At 69.9% G+C, this 20,982-nt stretch carries 17 protein-coding genes and 2 tRNA genes; 8 read left to right on the top strand and 11 right to left on the bottom strand.

What is annotated here, in order from left to right; translation table 11 throughout:
- Positions 1-46 precede the first annotated feature (46 nt).
- The 3 genes from ACFWJ8_RS02265 to def all read right to left on the bottom strand — a co-directional run bounded on the left by ACFWJ8_RS02265 (position 47) and on the right by def (position 1,843).
- Positions 47-649: a DUF305 domain-containing protein gene (locus tag ACFWJ8_RS02265; protein WP_378808385.1), complete on the bottom strand. Its 603-nt coding sequence runs from the start codon at positions 647-649 to the stop codon at positions 47-49.
- A gap of 84 nt (positions 650-733) precedes the next feature.
- Positions 734-1,186, bottom strand: coding sequence for a DUF6153 family protein (locus ACFWJ8_RS02270; protein ID WP_378808387.1), 453 nt, complete (start codon positions 1,184-1,186; stop codon positions 734-736).
- A 90-nt stretch (positions 1,187-1,276) separates the two neighbouring features.
- A complete protein-coding gene (def, locus tag ACFWJ8_RS02275; protein WP_378808389.1) occupies positions 1,277-1,843 on the bottom strand; it encodes a peptide deformylase in 567 nt (188 codons plus the stop codon).
- 42 nt (positions 1,844-1,885) lie between these two features.
- Here def and ACFWJ8_RS02280 point away from each other — a divergent pair, with 42 nt between their 5' ends.
- The 3 genes from ACFWJ8_RS02280 to nagE all read left to right on the top strand — a co-directional run bounded on the left by ACFWJ8_RS02280 (position 1,886) and on the right by nagE (position 5,207).
- Positions 1,886-3,004: a DMT family transporter gene (locus ACFWJ8_RS02280; RefSeq protein ID WP_378808392.1), complete on the top strand. Its 1,119-nt coding sequence runs from the start codon at positions 1,886-1,888 to the stop codon at positions 3,002-3,004.
- A gap of 28 nt (positions 3,005-3,032) precedes the next feature.
- Positions 3,033-3,106 (top strand) — tRNA-Ile (locus ACFWJ8_RS02285).
- Positions 3,107-3,272: 166 nt separating this feature from the next.
- A complete protein-coding gene (gene nagE / locus ACFWJ8_RS02290; protein WP_378808395.1) occupies positions 3,273-5,207 on the top strand; it encodes an N-acetylglucosamine-specific PTS transporter subunit IIBC in 1,935 nt (644 codons plus the stop codon).
- A 56-nt stretch (positions 5,208-5,263) separates the two neighbouring features.
- Here the strand turns inward: nagE and ACFWJ8_RS02295 are convergent, their stop codons facing one another.
- The gene (locus tag ACFWJ8_RS02295; protein WP_378808398.1) at positions 5,264-7,270 is read right to left on the bottom strand and encodes a DUF262 domain-containing protein; all 2,007 of its coding nucleotides are present in this window, start codon (positions 7,268-7,270) and stop codon (positions 5,264-5,266) included.
- 164 nt (positions 7,271-7,434) lie between these two features.
- Here ACFWJ8_RS02295 and ACFWJ8_RS02300 point away from each other — a divergent pair, with 164 nt between their 5' ends.
- A complete protein-coding gene (locus ACFWJ8_RS02300) occupies positions 7,435-8,208 on the top strand; it encodes a hypothetical protein (protein WP_378808400.1) in 774 nt (257 codons plus the stop codon).
- 147 nt (positions 8,209-8,355) lie between these two features.
- Positions 8,356-8,859, top strand: coding sequence for a DUF3145 domain-containing protein (locus tag ACFWJ8_RS02305; protein WP_378808402.1), 504 nt, complete (start codon positions 8,356-8,358; stop codon positions 8,857-8,859).
- 193 nt (positions 8,860-9,052) lie between these two features.
- On the opposite strand, the gene ACFWJ8_RS02310 is transcribed toward ACFWJ8_RS02305, so the two are convergent.
- The 6 genes from ACFWJ8_RS02310 to aceE all read right to left on the bottom strand — a co-directional run bounded on the left by ACFWJ8_RS02310 (position 9,053) and on the right by aceE (position 16,658).
- Positions 9,053-10,291, bottom strand: a complete 1,239-nt coding sequence (locus ACFWJ8_RS02310) for a beta-ketoacyl-[acyl-carrier-protein] synthase family protein (protein ID WP_378808405.1) — start codon at positions 10,289-10,291, stop codon at positions 9,053-9,055.
- Between the two features lie 59 nt (positions 10,292-10,350).
- On the bottom strand, positions 10,351-10,599 hold the full coding sequence (locus ACFWJ8_RS02315; RefSeq protein ID WP_013586517.1) for an acyl carrier protein: 249 nt from the start codon (positions 10,597-10,599) through the stop codon (positions 10,351-10,353).
- A 74-nt stretch (positions 10,600-10,673) separates the two neighbouring features.
- On the bottom strand, positions 10,674-11,675 hold the full coding sequence (locus ACFWJ8_RS02320) for a beta-ketoacyl-ACP synthase III (RefSeq protein WP_378808408.1): 1,002 nt from the start codon (positions 11,673-11,675) through the stop codon (positions 10,674-10,676).
- A gap of 13 nt (positions 11,676-11,688) precedes the next feature.
- Positions 11,689-12,600: an ACP S-malonyltransferase gene (locus ACFWJ8_RS02325; protein ID WP_378808411.1), complete on the bottom strand. Its 912-nt coding sequence runs from the start codon at positions 12,598-12,600 to the stop codon at positions 11,689-11,691.
- A gap of 100 nt (positions 12,601-12,700) precedes the next feature.
- Positions 12,701-13,921 (bottom strand): PucR family transcriptional regulator, encoded by a 1,221-nt coding sequence (locus ACFWJ8_RS02330; RefSeq protein WP_378808414.1) that lies wholly within the window; start codon positions 13,919-13,921, stop codon positions 12,701-12,703.
- A 7-nt stretch (positions 13,922-13,928) separates the two neighbouring features.
- Positions 13,929-16,658 (bottom strand): pyruvate dehydrogenase (acetyl-transferring), homodimeric type, encoded by a 2,730-nt coding sequence (aceE, locus tag ACFWJ8_RS02335; RefSeq protein WP_378808417.1) that lies wholly within the window; start codon positions 16,656-16,658, stop codon positions 13,929-13,931.
- 141 nt (positions 16,659-16,799) lie between these two features.
- Between aceE and ACFWJ8_RS02340 the strand changes: the two genes are divergently transcribed.
- Positions 16,800-16,872: transfer RNA gene (locus ACFWJ8_RS02340), tRNA-Val, on the top strand.
- A 23-nt stretch (positions 16,873-16,895) separates the two neighbouring features.
- On the opposite strand, the gene ACFWJ8_RS02345 is transcribed toward ACFWJ8_RS02340, so the two are convergent.
- A complete protein-coding gene (locus ACFWJ8_RS02345) occupies positions 16,896-18,413 on the bottom strand; it encodes an amino acid permease (protein WP_378808419.1) in 1,518 nt (505 codons plus the stop codon).
- A gap of 89 nt (positions 18,414-18,502) precedes the next feature.
- Between ACFWJ8_RS02345 and ACFWJ8_RS02350 the strand changes: the two genes are divergently transcribed.
- Together ACFWJ8_RS02350 and ACFWJ8_RS02355 are read left to right on the top strand one after the other, a co-directional pair.
- Positions 18,503-19,234, top strand: a complete 732-nt coding sequence (locus ACFWJ8_RS02350) for a zinc ribbon domain-containing protein (protein WP_378808422.1) — start codon at positions 18,503-18,505, stop codon at positions 19,232-19,234.
- 18 nt (positions 19,235-19,252) lie between these two features.
- A complete protein-coding gene (locus ACFWJ8_RS02355; RefSeq protein ID WP_378808425.1) occupies positions 19,253-20,980 on the top strand; it encodes a bifunctional 3'-5' exonuclease/DNA polymerase in 1,728 nt (575 codons plus the stop codon).
- The last annotated feature ends 2 nt before the right edge of the window (positions 20,981-20,982 follow it).

Genomic DNA, 20,982 nt, shown 5'->3' on the forward strand with positions numbered 1-20,982 from the left:
GCCGTCGGGGCCGGGACAGCGCGCAGGCGCGTCCCGGCCCCTCCGCTCACAGGCTGCCGGCCAGCTGCTGCATCTCGGCGATCTCGGCCGTCTGGTCGTCGATCACCTGCTGGGCGAGCGCGCGCACGTCCACATCCGCCGCGTCGTCGAGCGCGGCCTGCGCCATCTGGACCGCGCCTTCGTGGTGCACGACCATCTGCTCGAGGAACAGGCGGCCTGCTGTTGCGCCGTCCGCGTCCTCCAGAGCGGTCATGTCGTCCTCGGTCATCATGCCGTCGCCGTGGTCCATGCCGCCGGCGCCGGTCCCGGGGTCGACGCCCCAGTCCTCGAGCCAGCCCTGCATGCGCTCGATCTCCGGCCCCTGCGCCGCCTGGATGCGCTCGGCGATCGCGACGACGCGCGGGTCGACGTCGTCCTTCGTGAGCACGATGTCGGCCATCTCGACGGCCTGCTCGTGGTGCGGGATCATCATCGTCACGAACATGACGTCAGCGTCTGTCGACCCCGCGGCGGACGCGGTGTGGCTGCCGGAGCCGTGGTCCATCCCGGGCATGTCGCCGGCGTCACGGGCGGCGCCGGCGCAGCCGGCGAGTCCCAGCGCGGCGACGAGGGGGAGCGCTGCGAGCAGCGTGCGGGTACGGGTGTTCATCGTTTCTCTCTTCGATCGGTTGTCGTCTGATTCCGCGCGACGGCGCGGCGGTGCCTCGCCCGGGCGTGCCGGGCGCAGGGCGATTCAGGTCCGACTGATGGAGAGGACGATGAGAGAGGGGGGATGCCGCGACACCTGCTCCGCCGTGACGCGGCGACCGTCGACCTGCACGGGTGCGCGCCGAGGCGCTCGCCAGTACCCGGCGGGTCGTGCGGCCAGGAGGGCCGTGAGCAGCAGGGCCAGGACGCACACGACGGCCCAGACACCGGGGTCCGAGGCCGGCACGGCGTCCGCGCACCCCGACGGCGCACACGGAGACTCCGCGGCGAGCGGGACGGACCGGGCGTCCGCCGTCGTGTGGTGCGACGACGGTGGAGCGTCGGCCATGGCGGTCGGCGACGAGGCGTGCGCGGAGTGCGCGCCCGGCGACATCAGGACGTGCATGCCGAGGAGTCCCGCGATGAGCGCGGCGGCCAGCAGCAGCCGCATCGTGAGCCCGGTGCGTGGAGGGCGGGGGAGGACGTGGGGGTGCGGCATCCACTCTCCTCCCGAGGCGCGGCACGCGCGGCCGCTCGTGCGCACCACTCTACGGCATACCCCTACCGGGTATGGGCCGGGGAAGAGGGATCAGGCCTCGAGGTCGTCGACGCCGGGCGTCCAGGCGCTCCCGGGGCGGCCCCAGCCGCGCTTGCGCGCGATCTTCTGCACGGTCTTCCAATCGCCGTCGTCGAGACGGTCGACGTACAGGATGCCGTCGAGGTGGTCGAACTCGTGCTGCATGATGCGTGCGCGCCAGCCGTCGACCTGGATGTGCACCGGCTCGCCCTCGAGGTCCATGCCCGTGACGAGGACCTCGTCGGACCGGCGGAGCGGGAACCGCTCGCCGGGGAACGACAGGCAGCCTTCCGACTCTTCGTCGGGATCGGGCGCGCCCGGCTCGGCCGGACGCATCCACAGTTCGGGGTTGATGATCACGCCGCGCCACGGGTTGCCGTCGTCGTCGGCGTACGTGTACGTGTAGATGCGCAGCGGCACGCCCACCTGCGGGGCCGCCAGGCCCACGCCGGGTGCGGCATCCATCGTCTCGAACATGTCGGCCACGAGCGTCCGGACCTCGTCCGTGATCTCGCCGACGGGCGACGCGGGGGAGTGCAGGACGGGGTCGCCCATGATGCGAATCGGAAGAACAGCCACGCCTTGAGCCTACCGAGCGGCGCCTCCGGCTAGGGTCGAAGGGTGGTGTGGAGTGCGGATGAGCTCGGGGACGTCGGCGATCAGCTCGTCGGCGCGTTCCAGAACCCCGGGATCCTCATCGGCATCCCGCTGGCCCTGCTCGGCGCGGTGTTCATGTCGTTCGGTGCGCAGTACCAGCATCGCGGCGTCACCAAAGTAGAGCGCCTCACCGGGTCGTCAGGCAGCGGCGGGCTGCAGGCGAGCCACCTGCTCAAGCTGCTCGCCCGCCCCTCGTGGGTGATCGGCACGCTGATGCTGGGGCTCGCGATCGTCTGCCAGCTCTCGGCTCTCGCGTTCGCGCCGCTCATCGTCGTGCAGCCGCTGGGCGCGATCGCCCTGGTCATCACGACGCTGCTCAACGCCCAGATCAGCGGGCACAAACCGACCAAGCGCTCGCTCATCGCGATCGGCGCCTGCGTCGGCGGCATCTTCGTGTTCGTGGCCATCGCCGCGCTGTTCGCGACCGAGAAGCCGGTCTCCGACGCCGAGCTCATCACGATCCTGGTGCTGCTGGCGGTCGTCGCGATCGTGTTCACGGGCCTGTGGATCTGGCTGCGGACCCGCATCGGCGCGCTGTTCTACATCATCGCGGCCGGCGTCCTGTACGGCTTCGTCGCGACGCTCGCCAAGGTGGTCATCGAACGGATCAAGGTCCAGGAGTTCGACTGGCTCACGCTCGTCTGCGTCATCGCCCTCGTCGTGGCGGCGATCGTGGGCGCGTACTTCGTGCAGAGCGCGTACGCCTCCGGACCGCCCGACCTCGTCGTGGCGGGCCTCACCGTGGTCGACCCGATCGTGGCCATCATCATCGGCCTCACGATCCTGCAGGAGGCCGCGGGGGCACCGCTGTGGGTGTTCATCTCGTTCGGCGTCGTGGGAGCGATCGCGGTGTGGGGCGTGTTCCAGCTGGCCCGCCATCATCCGCAGGTCGTGAGCGACAGTCAGGAGCTGCCGATCCAGCGGGGCAGTCACGGCGGATCGATGGATGCCGCCCACCCGCGCACCGGGTCAATCAAGGTCACCGAAGCCGTGTCGAAGGTGTGGCCCGAGCCTCCCGTCAAGGATCGTGCCGACAAGGGCGCCGCCGGCAGAGACGGCAACGGCGACCACGACGACCGCTGACGGTAGGCTCGTGTGCGCGCACGCGCGCGGGGCGGTGGCCAAGCTGGTCAAGGCAGCGGGCTCATAACCCGACGATCGTGGGTTCAAGTCCCACCCGCCCTACCCTCACGAACGCCGCTGCTCGCCCGAGCAGCGGCGTTCGTCGTCTGTGTCGCCACTATTTCGTTCACCCTCCTTACTTTCGGAGGGAGAACTACTGACTTGGCGGGTGGATTGGCTGTAGCGTCATCGACAGCAACCTGTCCCTGACTCCTCGACGGAGGCAACAATGAAGTTCTTGCAGAGGCTCGGCAGATCGATCATGCTCCCGGTGGCTGTGCTGCCGGTCGCCGCGATCCTCGCCGGCATCTCTTACTGGATCAAATCCGCGGCCGGAGACAACATCGTCTCGGCGTTCCTGGGGGCCGCCGGAGGCGCGCTCCTCGACAACATGGCGCTGCTGTTCGCGGTGGGCATCGCGATCGGCATGGCGAACAAGTCCGACGGCACCTCCGCGCTCGCGGGCCTCGTGTCCTGGCTCACCGTCACGACGCTCCTGAAGCCCGAGACGGTGGCCCTCTACACCGGCATCGCCGACGTGAACGAGGTCGACCCGGCATTCCTCAAGGTGCAGAACGTCTTCGTCGGCATCATCTGCGGCCTCATCGGCGCGTACTGCTACAACAAGTTCAAAGACACGAAGCTTCCCGACGCACTGTCGTTCTTCTCGGGGAAGCGCTCGGTGGCGATCGTCACGGCCGCCGTGTCTCTGGTCGTCGCCATCGTGCTGTACTTCGTGTGGCCGTGGGTCTACGGCGGTCTTGTGACGTTCGGCGAGTGGATCGTGACGCTCGGGCCCTTCGGCACCGGCATCTACGGCTTCCTGAACCGACTGCTGATCCCCGTCGGCCTGCACCATGCGCTCAACTCGGTGTTCTGGTTCGACGTCGCGGGCATCAACGATCTGAACAACTTCCTCGCGGGTGAAGGCACCTACGGCGTGACCGGCCAGTACATGACGGGCTTCTTCCCGATCATGATGTTCGGCCTCCCGGGCGCGGCCCTGGCCATGTACCTGACGGCCAAGACCACGAAGAAGAAGATCGCCTACGGCATCCTGCTCGCCGGCGCCATCTCGTCGTTCTTCGTCGGCGTCACCGAGCCGCTCGAATTCGCGTTCATGTTCGTCGCGCCGCTGCTGTATGTGGTGCACGCGATCTTCACGGGCATCTCGATGGCGATCAGCCAGATCCTGCCGGTGCGCATGGGCTTCGGCTTCTCTGCCGGCTTCATCGACCTGGTCCTCGGCTGGATGAACCCGATGGCGCAGAACCCGTGGCTCATCCCGGTCATGGGCGTGTTCTGGTTCTTCGTCTACTTCGGCGTGTTCTACTTCCTGATCAAGCGGTTCAACCTCAAGACCCCTGGTCGTGAAGACGACGACACGCTCACGCAGGGTACGGAGTACGACACGTCGTCGAGCGACGACAAGTACCTGGTCACGGCGGGCCGCTTCCTCACGGCCCTCGGCGGCAAGGAGAACATCACCGACCTGGAGAACTGCGCCACCCGCCTGAGGCTGGAGGTCGCCGACGTCAGCAAGGTCGACGACGCCGCTCTCAAGCGCGCCGGCGCCGCCGGCACGATGAAGCCCGGGGGTACCTCGGTGCAGGTCGTCTACGGCACCAACGTCCAGTTCGTGAAGGACGCCATGGAGGCCATCATGACGGGCCAGGCCGAGGCGCCGCAGGGCGCCACCGCCGAGCCCGCCGTCGAGGCAGCCGCCGGCAGCACCGCTGTGCTGACCGACACCGCGAAGGCCACTGTCACGCTGCGCCAGCCGCTCGAGGGCAAGGTCGTCCCGCTCTCGGAGGTGCCCGACCCCACGTTCGCCCAGGGGATCATGGGCCCGGGCGTCGCGATCGAGCCGACCGGTGACACGGTCGTCGCGCCCGCCGACGGCACCATCGGCGCCACCTTCGACAGCAGCCACGCGGTCGCACTCGTCCTCGAGGACGGCACCGAGCTGCTCATCCACGTCGGCATCGACACGGTGGGCATGAAGGGCGACGGCTTCCAGACGCTGGTCGAGAAGGGTCAGAAGGTCACGGCGGGCACGCCGCTGCTGCGCTTCGACCTCGAAAAGATCCAGGCTGCCGGCCACCCGTCGATCACTCCGGTGATCGTGCTCAACAACGAGAACGCGACGGTCGCGTTCGAGTAGGAGCGGAACGACAGCGAGGGAGTGGATGCCGCGGATCGCGGCATCCACTCCCTCTCTCACATCGCGGAGCCGATGTACGAGTACTTGACGAAGACCTCGGGGGCCAGCCCCGCCTCTTCGAGCACCCCCTGGACGGCGGCCAGCATGTAGCTGGAGTCCCACCCCATGTAGAGCGAGTGCTCCGCATCGAGGCGATCCCACTGGCCGTTCCACGACTGGGCCGTGTACACCGGCCCGCCGCGCCGTGCGCTGTACGCGACCACGGCCTCACGCGCATCCGCCCACAGCCGCTTGAAGATGCGGTTGAAGAGGTACTTCACGTCGGGCACCTCCCAGTGCTCGCCGCAGTACTCGACATAGGACCACTCGCGGTGCCATCCGGCGGGCCAGCCCCTCCGGCGGACGGCGTCGAGGATCGGAGTGAGCCCGTCGTCGTCGATCGCGGGGCCGCCGGGCCGGCGCCAGACCTCGACGAAGCGATCCGTGAGCCGCGTCGACCGCTCCGCGATCGCGGCGGTGCCCCACGTGGGAAGCTCGGCGAGCTCGGCGGTGGTCGGCACCGTGCTGCGGGCGTAGAGAGCCTGCTTGTCGGGGAACGACCGGTCGAAGGCCCGGAAGGCGAGGTCCTCTTCGAGGACGGTCAGGTTTCCGATCGTCTTCGCCAGGGCTCGATGGCTGTTCTGCTCGTCGTCGCTGTAGGCCGACCACTCGCGCACGCCGTCGCCCGACCAGCCGTCTCCGGGCGCCAGCGGGAAGATGTGCTCCACGTCCAGCCCGGTCGCCCCGTCGACGCCGGCGATCCGGCCGAGGATGTAGGCCGCGTGGGGGAGCTCGGAGTACTTCAGCGCCACCGCGATGCGCTCGTCCGACGGAGTGATCCGCGAGATCGCCGAGACGAGCGCGTCGCGGCCTTCTGCGCGCGCCCGGCAGAGACGGGCGACGAGTCGCTCGGTGCCGGTGCCCACCACCGAACGACGTGCGAGGAGCGACTGGACCATCTCCAGGGTCTCGACCAGCTCATCGGGTTCGGAGACGCCGAGCTCGACGTCGCGATAGGCCCGCATCACGAGCGGGTGCATGCCGGTGCCGAACGTGCTCAGATACTCCAGCTGACGCGCGATGACGGCATCCGGAGCCTCCTGCGGGTGCAGCAGCACGCGGTACACGCGCGAGAAGGCCCGCCACTCATCGGCGTGCCCGATGAGGTCGGCGAACTCCAGTCGCGGGAACTCGGCGCGGAACGCGTCGTAGACGCCGCGGCCGCCGACCACGGTCACCTCACGCCCCGTCCGCATGACGAGGTACTGGCGCCAGAACTCGGCGATCGCTTCGCCGGTGTCGCGCTCGATGGGCTGCCAGTAGTCCGACTCGATCTCGCGCTGCTCGGCGTGGGTGAGCCCCATCAGCACGTAGTTGTGGATGAGCTCGTGATCGCGCAGCGGCTCACCCGTCGAATTGAGGCTCTCGAAGATCTGCTGGGCGTTCGCCCCCGCGCCGAGGGTGATCGCCACGTGCTCGAGCTTCTGCAGGCCCCGCCAGACGTGTGCGGCCTCGTCGGGGCTGATCTGGCTCCGGAAGAACGCGTAATTGTCATCGAACCGCGAGTCCCGCTGCTCGCCGGGCGGAAGGGGGAGATCCAGCACGACGCGCTCGAACACCGACGCCCACGCCCGGTGCGGCCGCAGCTTGGTGCGCGTCGCATCGTGCGAGTGCACGAGCACTCGCTGGAGCTCGTCGGCCAGCGCGGGGTCGGACTCGCGCACCGTGTGGTGCAGCGCCGCGACCAGGAGCATGAGCGTCGTCGTCCGCTGCTGGCCGTCGATCAGCACCAGCTCCGCGTCGGACCCCTCGCCGCTGGCGGACGAGAGGATGGACCCGATGAAGTGCATGTGACGGTCGTCGAGGTCTGCCACCGCGCGGACGTCGGCCAGGAGCTGCTCGCACCCGCCGATGTCCCACCGGTACTGCCGCTGGTAGACCGGCACGACGATCGTCCAGTCCGCGGCTGACAGCCACCCGACCGTGTTGACAGCAGTTGCGTCGACGTTCGTGGCAGTGACCATAGCCGTTCCAGTCTAGGAGGGGAGCACGCGCCCGAGCCGGTCGCCGGGCGGCCGCGGGTTATTCACGGCCGCCCATCCGGGTCGCTTCAGGGCCCCGATGTAGGCTTGCCTAAGTTGAGCCTGTTAAAACGTGCTGGCTCACTGACCGAAAGGCATGATTCGTCATGGGTTACATCAAGTCCGCCGTTCTCGACGAGACCGGCTTCGTGGTGCTCGACTCCTACGGCAAGGAGATCGACCCGAAGGAATGGCTCGACATCGAGTACGTCGACTGGAAGTCGTCGGGTGACACGCGCTTCGCGCCGCTGGCCTCGGCCAAGGGCGAGATCGAGTGCAACGGCTTCTGGAACCACACGCCGCCGCGCACCGACAAGGACGGCGTCTGGATCCCCGCGCAGACCGACCTCGCACCCACGCTCACCGAGCGTGCGCAGGAGCCGGGCGCCAACGTCGGGCGCTGCCGCATCATCGAGCTGCAGCCGAACTCGTACGCGGACGCGCTGTACAACCTGCACCAGGACGACAACAACCGTCTGAACCCGGACGGCACCGGCTGGGTCGTGCGTGGCTTCTTCAACCTCACCGACGACAAGAACAGCTACTTCGTGCTGCGCGAGAACCGCACCGACCCGAGCATCGAGTACCGCGTGGCCCTGCCCGCCGGCGCCCAGCTCATCGTCGACACGCAGCGTCTGTGGCACGCGGTGCACCACGACGGCACCGAGCCCCGCTACTGCCTCATCACGTCGTGGGAGTCGGGCCCCGAGCTCGACGCCTACATCGAGAAGTACCACGGTGTGAAGACCGCACCGCAGTTCGAGGTCGCACAGGACGTTCTCGACGCCGGTCAGGCCGAGCAGACCCGCCGCGACGCGGCTCGCGCCGCGTACTACGCCGCGAAGGGCAAGGCCGAGGTCCAGGCGATGAGCGAGGCCTGAGCCTCCACCCCGGTCCGAGAGGGCGTGGGAATCACAGTCTTGTGATTCCCACGCCCTCTCGGCGATAATGGCGGCAGCACAACCGAACAACAGCCGTGACACCGTCTCAGGTCGTAGGGGAAGACGCACCTGACGAACGGAGAGATCATGGCGACACCACAGGCGCGCGGGGTGATCTTCATCCACTCTGCGCCACGAGCGTTGTGCCCCCACCTGGAGTGGGCGGTGGGCCGCGCACTCGGTCGTGCAGTGAACTTCGACTGGGCCGATCAGCCTGTCCTGACCGGCAGCCGTCGTTCGGAGTTCTACTGGGAAGGCTCGGCCGGCACCGGCGCTGCACTCGCGACGGCCATCCGCGGCTGGGAGCACCTGCGCTTCGAGGTCACCGAGGATCCCACGCCGCGCAGCGACGGCGGCCGATGGCTGCACACGCCGGGGCTCGGCATCCACTACGCCCAGACCGACACCGCAGGCAACGTGGTCATCGGCGAGGACCGCATCCGGTACGCCCTGGAGATCTCCGGCAGCGACCCGCTCGAGCTGAACCGCGAACTCCAGGTCGCGCTCGGCTCCGCGTGGGACGAGGAGCTCGAGCCGTTCCGCCATGCCAGCGACGACGCGCCCGTCGTGTGGCTCCACAAGGTGGGCTGACGCACCGCCTCCCCAGAACGCAGGCGGCGCGAGGCGCCACTACCGAGGCTCGGAGGCCATGAATCCCGGGTCGCGGGACCGCGAACCACCGCCTGACACGACAGACGCCCCCGGACCCTGAGCTTGTCGAAGGGTTCCCGGGGGCGTCTGTCGTGTATGTCGGGTCGACGGATCTGGCCGGCGACCGGATGCCTCAGACCGAGGCGAAGGCGGCGACGGCGTTGTGACCGCCGAAGCCGAAGGAGTTGCTGATCGCGAGCTGCTGCCCGTCGCCGAGCGGCGTCGGGGTGCCCGAGACGCGGAAGGGCACCTCGGGGTCCTGCGTCGTCAGGTTGATCGTCGGGGGAGCGACCCGGTCGCGCAGCGCGAGGACGGTGAAGATCGCCTCGAGCGCGCCGGTGCCGCCGAGCAGGTGCCCCGTGGACGCCTTCGTGGCCGACACGATGATGTCGTCGATGCGACCGCCGAACACGGCCTTGAGAGCCTTGTATTCGTTCGGGTCGCCGACGGGAGTCGAGGTCGCGTGGGCGTTGATGTGGGTGACGTCGCCGGGCGAGGCGTCCGCCATCTTCAGCGCGAGCTCGACGGCGCGAGCGGCACCCAGCCCCTCGGGGTCGTTTGCCGTGATGTGGTACGAGTCGGCGGTGACGCCGCCGCCCACCACGGCCGCGTAGATCTTCGCACCGCGGGCACGGGCGTGCTCCTCGGTCTCGAGCACGAGCGCACCGGCGCCCTCGCCCATGACGAAGCCGTCACGGTCGATGCTCGTCGGACGCGACGCGGTGGCCGGGTCGTCGTTGCGCTTGGACAGCGCCTGCATCGACGCGAACGACGCGACCGTGATCGGGTGGATCGCCGACTCGGTTCCGCCCGCGATCACGACGTCTGCGTAGCCGGCGCGGATGTGCTCGACGGCGTTCACGATCGACTCGGTGCTCGATGCGCACGCGCTCGCGACGGTGCGCGCGTAGGCGCGCGCGCCGAAGTGGAGCGACAGGTTGCCGGCCGCGGCGTTGGGCATGAGCATCGGCACCGTCATCGGCAGGACGCGACGCGGGCCCTTCTCGCGCAGCGTGTCCCACGCGTCCAGGAGCGTCCAGACGCCGCCGATGCCGGTCGCGAAGTCGACGCCCAGACGTTCGGGCTCGACCTCGGGGCTGCCGGCATCCGCCCACGCCTCCATCGCCGCGACCAGCGCGAACTGGGAGGACGGGTCGAGGCGCTTGGCGATGGGACGCTCGAGCACGGTGTCGGGGCGGACCTTGGCCTCGGCCGCGAAGGTGACGGGCAGCTGATACTGCTCGACCCAGTCGTGTTCGAGGGTGCGGGTGCCGGAGACGCCGTCCAGGAGCGCGGACCAGCTCTCGGGTGCCGTGCCGCCCAGCGGCGACGAAGCGCCGATGCCGGTCACGACGATGCGGGAGTTGCTCATGTCGTTCTAGATCCTCGTGGGGTTCATGCCGGTGGGGGCCGCAGCCCCCACCGGAGGGATTACGCCTGGTTGGACGTGATGAAGGTGACGGCGTCGCCGACCGTCTTGAGGTTCTTGACCTCGTCGTCCGGGATCGTCACACCGAACTTCTCCTCGGCGTTGACGACGATCGTCATCATCGAGATCGAGTCGATGTCGAGGTCGTCGGTGAACGACTTCTCGAGGGCGACCTCGTCGGCCGAGATGCCCGTCTCGTCGGTGATGAGCTCGGCGAGTCCGGCGAGGACCTCGTCGTTGGTGAATGCCATGGGATTCTCCTGTTTGTTAGGGGTACGGGTGCCCGGACGGGCCGGGAATCAGTCTAGAGTCGCGGCTCGCGTGGTCAGGGAAGGACGACGACCTGGGCGCCGAACACCAGTCCTGCGCCGAATCCGATCTGCAGCGCAAGTCCGCCGCTGAGCTCGGGGTGCTCCTCGAGCAGGCGATGCGTGGCCAGCGGGATCGAGGCCGCCGACGTGTTGCCCGTCGTCTCGATGTCGCGGGCGATGACGACGCTCTCCGGCAGCTTCAGCTGCTTCGCGAACTCGTCGACGATGCGCATGTTGGCCTGGTGGGGGACGAACGCGGCGAGATCGGATGCCTCGACGCCGGCCTCCTCGAGCGCCTGGCGGGCGACCTTCACCATCTCCCACACCGCCCACCGGAACACGGTCGGGCCCTCCTGGCGGAGCGTCGGCCACGGCGCGGCGCCGTCGCGGAACTCGGTGAGGGTGTGGTTCATGCCGACGGCGTCGGCCTTCGAGCCGTCCGAGCCCCACACGGTCGGGCCGATGCCCGGGGTGTCGCTCGGCCCCACGACGGCGGCGCCCGCGCCGTCGCCGAGCAGGAACGAGATGCTCCGGTCGGTCGGGTCGACGATGTCACTGAGCTTCTCGGTGCCGATCACGACGGCGTAATGCGCGGCGCCCGCGCGGATCAGGGCGTCGGCCTGCGCGATGCCGTACGCGAAGCCGGCACACGCGGCGTTGAGGTCGTAGGCCGCTGCCGGGTTGGCGCCCACGCGGTCGGCGACGATCGCCGACACCGACGGCGTCTGCTTCGGGTTGCTGATCGTGGCGACGATCACGGCGTCCACCTGGCTCGGGTCCACCCCGGAGCGCTCGATGGCCTCGCGTGCGGCATCCGTCGCGAGGTCGATCGCGTCGGTCTCGGGCACCGCGCGCATGCGCGTGACGATGCCGGTGCGCTGACGGATCCACTCGTCGCTGGAGTCGATCGGACCGATGAGGTCCTCGTTGGGGACCGCGATCTCACCGCGCGCGGCGCCGTAGGCGTAGATGCGGGTGTGGGCGGGCCCGGTGGGCTGGACGAGGGTGGGGGTCATGCTTCTCTCCGGGTCAGGCGTCGACGGCCACCAGCGCTGCGGCGGCCTCCAGGTCGTCGGGTGTCTTGACGGCGACGGCCGGGGTCCCGCGCAGCGCACGCTTCGCGAGCCCGACCAGCGTCCCCGCCGGCGACAGCTCCACGATGCCCGACACACCGGCATCCGCGAAAGACGCCATGCACAGGTCGCAGCGCACCGGGGAGGCGACCTGGGCCACGAGCAGTTCCACGAACGCGGCGCCCGAGGCGACGGCCGAACCGTCGCGGTTGGTCCAGATGGTGATGGAGGGGTCGGATGCCGCGACCTCGGCTGCCGCGGCGCGGAGCGTCTCGACGGCCGGAGCCATGTACTGCGTGTGGAAGGCTCCCGCGACCTGCAGCGGAATGACGCGCGTACCGGCGACCGGCTCGGCGGCGAGGGCGCGCAGTGCCTCGACCGCTCCCGCCACGACGAGTTGTCCGCCTCCGTTGTAGTTGGCCGGAGACAGGCCCAGCTCGGCCAGGCGCGCGAGCACGGCCGCCTCGTCGCCGCCGATCACGGCGCTCATGCCGGTCTCGGCGGCCGCGGCCGCCTCCGCCATGGCGCGACCGCGGATGCCGACGAGCGTCAGCGCCGCCTGCTCGCTGAGGATGCCGGCGGCCGCTGCGGCGGCGAACTCGCCGACGGAGTGACCGGCGACACCGGCGATGCCCGAGCGGTCGGGGATCGCGTTCCACGACAGCAGGCTGGCAGCGACGATGAGCGGCTGCGCCACCTGGGTGTCGCGGATGCGGTCGGCGTCCCACTCGGTGCCGGCGGCGACCAGGTCGACGCCCGACCACTCGGAGTACTGCGCCAGCCGATCGGCGGTGCCGTCGAGCTCGAGCCAGGGAGTCAGGAAGCCGGGGGACTGAGAGCCCTGCCCCGGGAAGACAGCGATACGCACCGTTCCATCCTGCCAAGGATCACGACGCGCGTTCTGGCGACACCGTCACAAGAATTCCGAGGAGCTTTGTGCGCGTCCCACACTGCCGTGGGCGCGTACGTCAGAGCGGGCCGCGCCGGGCGGCCGCAGGACGCCGGCGGGTGGCATCCGGCCCGATGGATCCGAGGACGAGCGCGGTCTGCAGGATGAGCGCCTCGCGCGGACCCGTCGCATCCCACCCGATCACCTCGGACACGCGCTTCAGGCGGTAACGCACCGTGTTCGGGTGGACGAACAGCTCGCGTGCCGTCGCCTCCAGCGAACGACCGTTGTCGAGGTAGGCCCACAGCGTCGAGACGAGGTCCGCGCTGTGGGACTGCAGCGGGCGGTAGATGCGCTCGACGAGGGTGAGCTTGGCGAGCGGGTCACCCGCCAGGGCGCGCTCGGGCAGCAGGTCGTCCGCCTCCACGGGGCGCGGCGCGTGCCGCCAGGCCCGCGCGACGGCGAAGCCGGCCAGCGCCGCCCGGGCGCTCTGGCTCGCGTCGACCAGTGCCGGCACCGTCGGGCCCAGCACGAGGTACCCCGCACCGAAGCCGGGTTCCAGCCGCTTCGCGATCTCGCCGAACGGCAGTTCGGCGACGATGTCGTCCGTCCCCGCAGGCGGCTCGGCACGCCCGAGGACGAGCACGAGTCGCGAACCCTGGACACCGATCAGCACGTCGACGTCGAGTTTGCGCGCGGTGCGGCGCAGCTGGTCGACGTCGAACTGTGCCGGAGTCGTGCCCACGAGCACCGCGACCTCGCCATGACCGTGCCACCCGAGGGCGGCGATGCGGCTCGGCAGCTCTTCGTCGGCCTCGCCGGTCAGGATGGAGTCGACGACGAGCGCCTCCAGGCGCGCGTCCCAGAGCCCCCGCGCCTCGGCGGCGCGCGCGTACACGTCGGCGGCCGCGAAGGCGACTTCGCGCGAGTACAGCAGGATCGCTTCGCGCAGGTGCTCGCCCTTGCCGGCGACGCGCTCCTCGGTGACCTCGACGGTCACCCGGATGAGCTGCAGCGTCTGCTGCAGGCTGACGCTGCGCAGCAGCTCCCGAGGGGCCGCCGCGAAGATGTCGGAGGCGATCCACGGCGTCGAGCCGGGATCGTCGTACCACTGGATGAACGAGGTGATGCCGGCCTGGGCCACCAGCCCGACGGCGGACCGTCGGGCCGGTGGCATCTCGGCATACCAGGGCAGCGTGTCTTCGAGGCGCTTGATGGTGACGGTCGCGATGTCGCCCGAGATGCGCCGCAGCCACGCGAGCGTCTCGGTCTTGTCCATCACCTCGACAGGCTTGCCCATCCGCGGATCAGCTCTCGCCGCCCGCGTTCCCGCTCGTGCCGGCGGTCACGTCGTGCAGGCGGTACTTCTCGATCGCCTGCGCGGCGAGGCTGCGGTCCACCGCGCCCTCGTCGGCCAGGGCCTGGAGAGTGCGGACCACGACCGACGGACCGTCGATCTTGAAGAACCGGCGCGCCGCGGCCCGCGTGTCCGAGAAGCCGAAGCCGTCGGCACCCAGCGTCGCGAAGCGGTTCGGCACCCACGGGCGGATCTGGTCCTGAACCGCGTGCATGTAGTCGCTGACGGCGACCACGGGACCGGCGGCATCCTTCAGCTTCTCGGTCAGGTACGCCGTGCGCGGCTCCTCGCCGGGGTGGAGGAAGTTGTGCTCGTCGGCGGCCAGGCCGTCGCGGCGGAGCTCCGCCCACGAGGTCACCGACCACACGGCGGCCTGCACGCCCCAGTCCTCCCGCAGCAGCTGCTGCGCCTCCAGCGCCCACGGCACACCCACGCCCGACGCGAAGATCTGCGCACGCGGACCCTCGCCCTCGGCGACCGAGATGCGGTGGATGCCGCGCAGGATGCCGTCGACGTCCACATCGGCCGGCTCGGCCGGCTGCACGAGCGGCTCGTTGTACACCGTGAGGTAGTACATGACGTTGGGGTCGGGGTGGTTGCCGCCGTACATGCGGTCGAGGCCGGCGCGCACGATGTGGGCGATCTCGTAGCCGTACGCCGGGTCGTACGACACGGTGGCGGGGTTGGTCGACGCCAGCAGCGGCGAGTGGCCGTCGGCGTGCTGCAGGCCTTCGCCGGTGAGCGTCGTGCGACCGGCGGTGGCGCCGATGATGAAGCCGCGCGCCATCTGGTCGCCGGCGGCCCACTGCGCGTCACCGGTGCGCTGGAACCCGAACATCGAGTAGAACACGTACACCGGGATGAGCGGCTCGCCGTGCGTGGCGTACGAGGTGCCCGCCGCGGTGAACGCGGCGACGGCTCCGGCCTCGTTGATGCCGACGTGGACGATCTGCCCCTGCGGGCTCTCCTTGTACGCCAGCAGCAGCTCGCGGTCGACCGACGTGTAGTTCTGGCCGTGCGGGTTGTAGATCTTCGCCGTCGGGAAGTACGCGTCCATGCCGAACGTGCGTGCCTCGTCGGGGATGATCGGCACGATGCGGTGACCGAAGTCCTTCGCCCGCAGGAGGTCCTTCAGCAGTCGGACGAACGCCATCGTCGTGGCGATCTCCTGCGTGCCCGAGCCCTTCTTCGGCAGCGCGTAGGCGTCGTCGCCGGGCAGCTGAAGGCCGACGTGGTGGCTGCGACGCTCCGGCAGGAAGCCGCCGAGGCCGCGGCGGCGGTCCAGCATGTACTGGATCGTCTCGTCCTGCGCACCGGGGTTGTAGTACGGCGGGAGGTACGGGTTCTCTTCGAGCTGTGCGTCCGAGATCGGGATGCGCATCGAGTCGCGGAAGTGCTTCAGGTCCTCGAGCGTCATCTTCTTCATCTGGTGCGTCGCGTTGCGCCCCTCGAAGTGGTGGCCGAGGCCGTAGCCCTTGATCGTCTTGGCCAGGATGACGGTCGGCTGCCCCTTGTGCTCGACCGCGGACTTGTAGGCGGCGTACACCTTGCGGTAGTCCAGGCCGCCGCGACGCAGCTTGCCCCAGATGTCGTCGTCCGACCAGTCCTTGACCAGAGCGGCCGTGCGCTCGTCACGTCCGAAGAAGTGCTCGCGGATGAACGCGCCGTCCTCGGCCCGGTACGTCTGGAAGTCGCCGTCCGGGGTCGTGTTCATGAGGTGGACGAGCGCGCCGTCGACGTCCTTCGAGAGCAGCTCGTCCCAGCCCGAGCCCCAGACGACCTTGATGACGTTCCAGCCGGCGCCGCGGAAGTAGCTCTCCAGCTCCTGGATGATCTTGCCGTTGCCGCGCACCGGGCCGTCGAGCCGCTGCAGGTTGCAGTTCACGACGAACGTCAGGTTGTCGAGGCCCTCGTTTGCTGCGACCTGCAGCTGACCGCGGCTCTCGACCTCGTCCATCTCGCCGTCGCCGAGGAACGCCCACACGTGCGAGTCCGAGAGGTCCTTGATGCCGCGGTTGGTGAGGTACTTGTTCGACATCGCCTGGTAGATCGCGTTGATCGGGCCGAGGCCCATCGACACGGTCGGGAACTGCCAGTAGTCGGGCATCAGCCGCGGGTGAGGGTACGAAGGCAGCGCGTCCGGCGCCTTCGACTTCTCCTGCCGGAAGCCGTCGAGCTGCGTCTCGGACAGTCGCCCCTCGAGGAAGGAGCGCGCGTAGATGCCGGGCGACGCGTGGCCCTGGATGAAGATCTGGTCGCCGCCGGTGGGGTCGTCCAGGCCACGGAAGAAGTGGTTGAAGCCCACCTCGTAGAGCGAGGCCGAGGAGGCGTACGTCGAGATGTGGCCGCCGACGCCGATGCCGGGGCGCTGTGCGCGGTGCACCGTGATGGCCGCGTTCCAGCGGATCCAGCGGCGGTATCGGCGCTCGAGCTCCTCGTCGCCGGGGAACTCGGGCTCGTTCTCGGGGGCGATGGTGTTGATGTAGTCCGTGGTGGGGACCTGCGGCACGTTCAGCTGGAGCTCGTGCGAGGTCTGCAGCAGACTCAGCATGATCTCCCGGCCGCGACCGTGGCCCTTGGCCTGCACGAGCTGCTGCAGGGATTCCTGCCACTCGGAGGTCTCGTCGGGATCGCTGTCGAGGGGGTCCTGCGAGTACGGATCCTGATCGTTGACAGTCACAGATGACCTTTCGTCGTCTGGCAGATCGTGCCAGGGAATCGCTACCGGAGCGGGGCGGGCTTTGTCAGCCCGCCACAACGCACCACCTGCCAGCCTAGCGAGTTCGAGAGCGTGCGGACGCACCTCGTAGACTGACGGCGAGGGCCTTTAGCTCAGCTGGTAGAGCGCCACGTTTACACCGTGGATGTCGTCGGTTCGATCCCGGCAGGGCCCACCGTCACGATCAGTGGATGCCGCTCACCCGCGCTCCTCGTCTCCTTCGCGCTGGTGCGACACGACGTGGGGGAGCGCGAACTCCTCGTAGCCGGGCTGTCCGATGCGCGAGTGCCGGTGCGAATACGCGAAGTAGATCACGAAGCCGATCACGAGCCACACCAGGAAGCGCAGCCATGTCTCGACCGTCAGGTTGAGCATGAGGTAGATGCAGATCGCTGCTGACAGCCCCGGCAGCCACGGGTTCAGGGGCACGCGGAAGCTGCGGTGCAGGTCGGGCCGCCGCCGGCGCAGCACGATCACGCCGACCGAGACGAGCACGAAGGCCGACAGCGTGCCGATGTTGACCATCTCCTCCAGGAGACCGACCGGCGTGAATCCCGCGACGATCGCGACGATCACGGTCACGATGATCGAGATGACCCACGGCGTGCGGCGGCGCGGGTGCACCTTCGCGAGCCCCACCGGCAGCAGCGCGTCCCGCGACATCGCGAAGATGATGCGTGTCGCGCCGATCAGCAGCGTCAGCACGACGGTGGTGAGGCCCGCGACCGCGCCGGCCGAGATGAGCGTCGCCATCCACGTCGCGCCGTGGAACGCGAACGCGTTCGCGAGCGCGGCTGCCGGGTCGAGGTCCTGGTAGGGCACCATGCCGGTCACCACGAGCGCCACGGCGCAGTACAGCAGCGTGCAGATCACCAGCGAGGCGATGATGCCGATCGGCAGGTCGCGCTGCGGGTTGCGCGTCTCCTCCGCGGTGGTCGCCACCACGTCGAACCCGATGTAGGCGAAGAAGACGAGTGCGGCCCCGGCGAAGATGCCGCCGACGCCGAAGGCCGTCGGGTCGATGCCGGAGAAGAACTGGAGCAGCGGCTGGCTGAGGCCCGTCGCGGCCTCGCGGGGCGCCGGATCGGGGATGAAGGGCGACCAGTTCGCGGGGTTCACGAACAGCAGCCCCGCGACGATCACGAACAGCACGATGAAGAGCTTCACGGCGACCAGCACGAGGTTCACCCGGAGCGATTCCTTGATGCCGAACGTCATGAGCCCGCCGAGCACGAGCACCAGCAGGATGGCCATGAGGTCGACCGTGCCGCCGTACCCGATCTCTGCGGGGATCGGGATGCCGAGCTGGGCGAGCAGCGTGCCGAGATAGGCGCTCCAGCCCTGCGCCACGACGCTCGCGCCGAGGAACATCTCCAGGATCAGGTCCCATCCGATGATCCACGCGAACAGCTCGCCGAGGGAGGAGTACGAGAAGGTGTACGCCGATCCCGACACCGGCACCGTCGAGGCGAACTCCGCGTAGCAGAGGGCCGCGAGCGTGCAAGCGATCGCTGCGACCACGAAGCTGATCACGATCGCCGGCCCCGCCACCTCGTGTGCGGCGCGGCCGGTCAGTGTGAAGATGCCCGCTCCGATGACGACGCCGATGCCGAAGACCGTGAGGTCCAGGGCCGTCAGGGACTTCTTGAGTCGGAATTCCGGTTCGTCGGTGTCGGCGATCGACTGCTCGACGGACTTCGTACGCAGAACACCCATCGTTCGTGCCTTTCGTCGTCGGAAGGGCCGGTCGTCGAATGCTAGTCCTCGCCGTTCTCGGCGTCGACGCCCCACGGTAGGTTTGTTGCGTGAACGCCAGCCATGCAGACCAGCGCCGCCTCGTCGAGGTCGCCCAGCTCGACGCCCGCATCCGACAGGCAGACCGCGCGCGCAAGAACCCGCCGCAGGCTGCCCGCGTGCAGGAGCTGCTGGGACGCCGGCAGGAGCTCTCGCAGGAGCTCTCGGTCCGCCTCGGCGCCCGCGACGACATCCGCACCGAGCTGTCGCGCATCGAATCCGACGTCGCCGTCGTCGACGCGCGAGCCGCGCGCGACAGCGATCGGCTGGCCGCCTCCACGAACCCCAAGGAGGCGCAGAGCCTCGAGAGCGAGCTCGCCTCGCTGGCGCGCCGCAAGGACGATCTCGAAGATGCGGAGCTCGCGGTCATGGAGCGGCTCGAGGCGGCCGACGCGGCCGTCGCGGAGCAGGAGGCGCTGATCGCGACGACGAACGCCGAAGGCGCGGAGCTCAGCGCCGACGGCAAGCGCGCGGTGGCCGAGGCCACCGCCGCGTTCGAAGCCGCCGAGCGCGACCGCGCCGCCGTCGCCGGCACCGTTCCGGCCGATCTCCTGGCGCTCTACGACCGCCTCGCGACCCGCAGCGCGGGTGCGGCCTTCCTGCGCGCGCGCACGTGCGAAGGCTGCCACATGGTGCTGGCCGGCACGGACCTGCAGGTCCTCCGCCAGGCCGCCGACGACGCCGTGGTGAACTGCCCCGAGTGCGGGTGCATTCTCGTCATCGACGTCGACTCGGGCTTGTGAGCACCTCCCGCTCCCGCCGTGGACGCCGCTGACGCACCCGCCTGGATCGTCCTGGGTCGGGCTGCGCGAGGTGCGTCGGCAGTCCTGCTCGACGCCGCGGCGTCCGAGACCCGCCGCCTCGAACTCGACGACAACGACCTCGTGTCGTGGGTCGCCGACCTCGAAGCCGCGCACGCGCCGCGGTGGGTCTGGAACGACACCGCGCGCTGGTACGCGCCGCTCCTCGCCGAAGGCGTGAGGGTCGCACGCTGCCACGACCTGCGCCTGAGCCATGCGATCCTGCGCGATTCCGCCCTCGTCGAGCCCGATGCTCCGATCCGCGATGCGAGCGGATGGGATGCCGCACCCCACGTCCCGGACGATGCCGCCCCCGCCCTGTTCGAGCTCGAGGGCGCCACGGCGCGCCCGGGACTGCCGGACGGAGTGGACGCCGCGCACGCCGAGTTCGCCCGCCAGCGCGCGGCGATCGCGGGCGCACAGGACGCGGGCCGGCTCCGCCTGCTGACGGCGGCGGAGTCCGCCGGCGCCCTGGTGGCGGCGGAGCTTCGCGCCGCGGGACTGCCGTGGGATGCGGCGGAGCACGATCGGATCCTCGTCGAGACGCTGGGCGAGCGTCCGCGGGCCGGCGGCCAGCCCGCCCGCCTGGCGGCGGCTGCCGCCCGGGTTCGTGAGGCCCTCGGCGACCCGGGCGCCAGCCTCGATTCGCAGCCCAAGCTGCTGCGCTCCCTGCATCGTGTCGGCGTGCTGGTCGAATCGACCAGCCGGTGGGAACTGGCCGAACAGCGGCATCCCGTCATCGAGCCGTTGCTGGAGTACAAGAAGCTCTCGCGGCTGCTGTCGGCGAACGGCTGGTCCTGGCTCGCGGAATGGGTCGCGGACGGTCGCTTCCGGCCCGTGTACATCCCGGGCGGGGTCGTGACGGGCCGCTGGGCGTCGTCCGGCGGCGGCGCGCTGCAGCTTCCGCGCCAGCTGCGCGAGGCGGTCCGCGCCGACCCCGGCTGGCGGCTCGTCGTCGCCGACGTCGCGCAGCTGGAGCCGCGCGTGCTGGCCGCGATGTCGGGCGACACCGCCCTCGCCGACGCGGCCCGCGGACGCGACCTCTATGCCGGCATCGTCGAGAGCGGCGCCGTCGCCTCGCGCCAGGAGGCGAAGATCGCGATCCTGGGAGCCATGTACGGCGCCACGACGGGGGAGTCGGGGCGTCTCGTGCCACGGCTGCGCCGAGCGTATCCGCGCGCGATGGGTCTCGTGGACGAGGCAGCACGCACCGGCGAGGACGGCGGCGTCGTCTCGACGTGGCTCGGCCGCAGCTCCCCGCCCCCGTCCTCGGACTGGTCGGCGCTGCAGTCACGCGCGACCGAGGCGGAGGCATCCGGAGCCGACGAGACGCGCGCCAAGCGCTGGGCGCGCGACCGGGGCCGATTCACCCGCAACTTCGTGGTGCAGGGCACGGCGGCCGAGTGGGCGCTCGCGTGGCTCGCGGACCTGCGCACGCGCCTGGCCGCGATGGCCCCCGTCGACCCCGAGAAGTCGGCGGCGCGGTCGGGCCCGGTGTTCGCGCGGCAGCCGCACCTCGCGTTCTTCCTGCACGACGAGGTGATCGTCCACACTCCCGAGGAGCATGCGGATGCCGCCGCCCAGGCCGTCGTCGAGGCCGCGGCATCCGCCGGCCGCCTGCTGTTCGGCGGGTTCCCGCTCGATTTCCGGCTCGATGTGCGCATCGCCGAGACCGCGCTGAAGGACTGACG

Origin of the sequence: Microbacterium sp. NPDC058389, from assembly GCF_042722305.1 — a bacterium.
Taxonomy (GTDB): Bacteria; Actinomycetota; Actinomycetes; order Actinomycetales; family Microbacteriaceae; genus Microbacterium.

Excerpts from the sequence above, each read along its gene's own strand:
- ACFWJ8_RS02305 (WP_378808402.1), top strand. The coding sequence starts at position 8,356 with ATGGCGACACCACAGGCGCGCGGGGTGATCTTCATCCACTCTGCGCCA.
- ACFWJ8_RS02345 (WP_378808419.1), bottom strand. The coding sequence starts at position 18,413 with ATGGGTGTTCTGCGTACGAAGTCCGTCGAGCAGTCGATCGCCGACACC.
- ACFWJ8_RS02330 (WP_378808414.1), bottom strand. The coding sequence starts at position 13,921 with ATGGGCAAGCCTGTCGAGGTGATGGACAAGACCGAGACGCTCGCGTGG.
- ACFWJ8_RS02310 (WP_378808405.1), bottom strand. The coding sequence starts at position 10,291 with ATGAGCAACTCCCGCATCGTCGTGACCGGCATCGGCGCTTCGTCGCCG.
- nagE (WP_378808395.1), top strand. The coding sequence starts at position 3,273 with ATGAAGTTCTTGCAGAGGCTCGGCAGATCGATCATGCTCCCGGTGGCT.
- ACFWJ8_RS02295 (WP_378808398.1), bottom strand. The coding sequence starts at position 7,270 with ATGGTCACTGCCACGAACGTCGACGCAACTGCTGTCAACACGGTCGGG.
- ACFWJ8_RS02265 (WP_378808385.1), bottom strand. The coding sequence starts at position 649 with ATGAACACCCGTACCCGCACGCTGCTCGCAGCGCTCCCCCTCGTCGCC.
- ACFWJ8_RS02300 (WP_378808400.1), top strand. The coding sequence starts at position 7,435 with ATGGGTTACATCAAGTCCGCCGTTCTCGACGAGACCGGCTTCGTGGTG.
- ACFWJ8_RS02320 (WP_378808408.1), bottom strand. The coding sequence starts at position 11,675 with ATGACCCCCACCCTCGTCCAGCCCACCGGGCCCGCCCACACCCGCATC.
- ACFWJ8_RS02270 (WP_378808387.1), bottom strand. The coding sequence starts at position 1,186 with ATGCCGCACCCCCACGTCCTCCCCCGCCCTCCACGCACCGGGCTCACG.
- ACFWJ8_RS02315 (WP_013586517.1), bottom strand. The coding sequence starts at position 10,599 with ATGGCATTCACCAACGACGAGGTCCTCGCCGGACTCGCCGAGCTCATC.